This is a genomic window from Vibrio sp. 10N.261.51.F11 (genome assembly GCF_041471665.1).
Taxonomy (GTDB): Bacteria; Pseudomonadota; Gammaproteobacteria; order Enterobacterales; family Vibrionaceae; genus Vibrio; species Vibrio crassostreae_C.
The window spans coordinates 1-218 of the sequence record NZ_JBFROW010000097.1 but is presented as its reverse complement, the minus strand read 5'-3'; the positions used below and the strand labels follow the sequence as shown (position 1 = coordinate 218).

General features: G+C 43.6%; 1 tRNA gene. It reads right to left on the bottom strand.

The annotated features are described in order from the left end of the window. Positions 1-68 precede the first annotated feature (68 nt). Positions 69-145: transfer RNA gene (locus AB4351_RS21445), tRNA-Trp, on the bottom strand. Positions 146-218 lie beyond the last annotated feature (73 nt).

The following is a 218-nucleotide window of genomic DNA, read 5'->3' as shown; positions in this document are numbered from 1 at the left end:
TTTACTTTAATTGGTATTAAATTCCAGAAAGCAAAAAGGCTCTAGCATTTCTGCTAGAGCCTTAAATATGGCAGGGGTGGAGAGATTCGAACTCCCAACACGCGGATTTGGAATCCGCTGCTCTGCCAATTGGAGCTACACCCCTAAAACTTTTTATTACTTCAGATTCGAAAAAACCTCGCACTAGGCGAGGTTATCGAATAAGTGGCGGAGTGGAC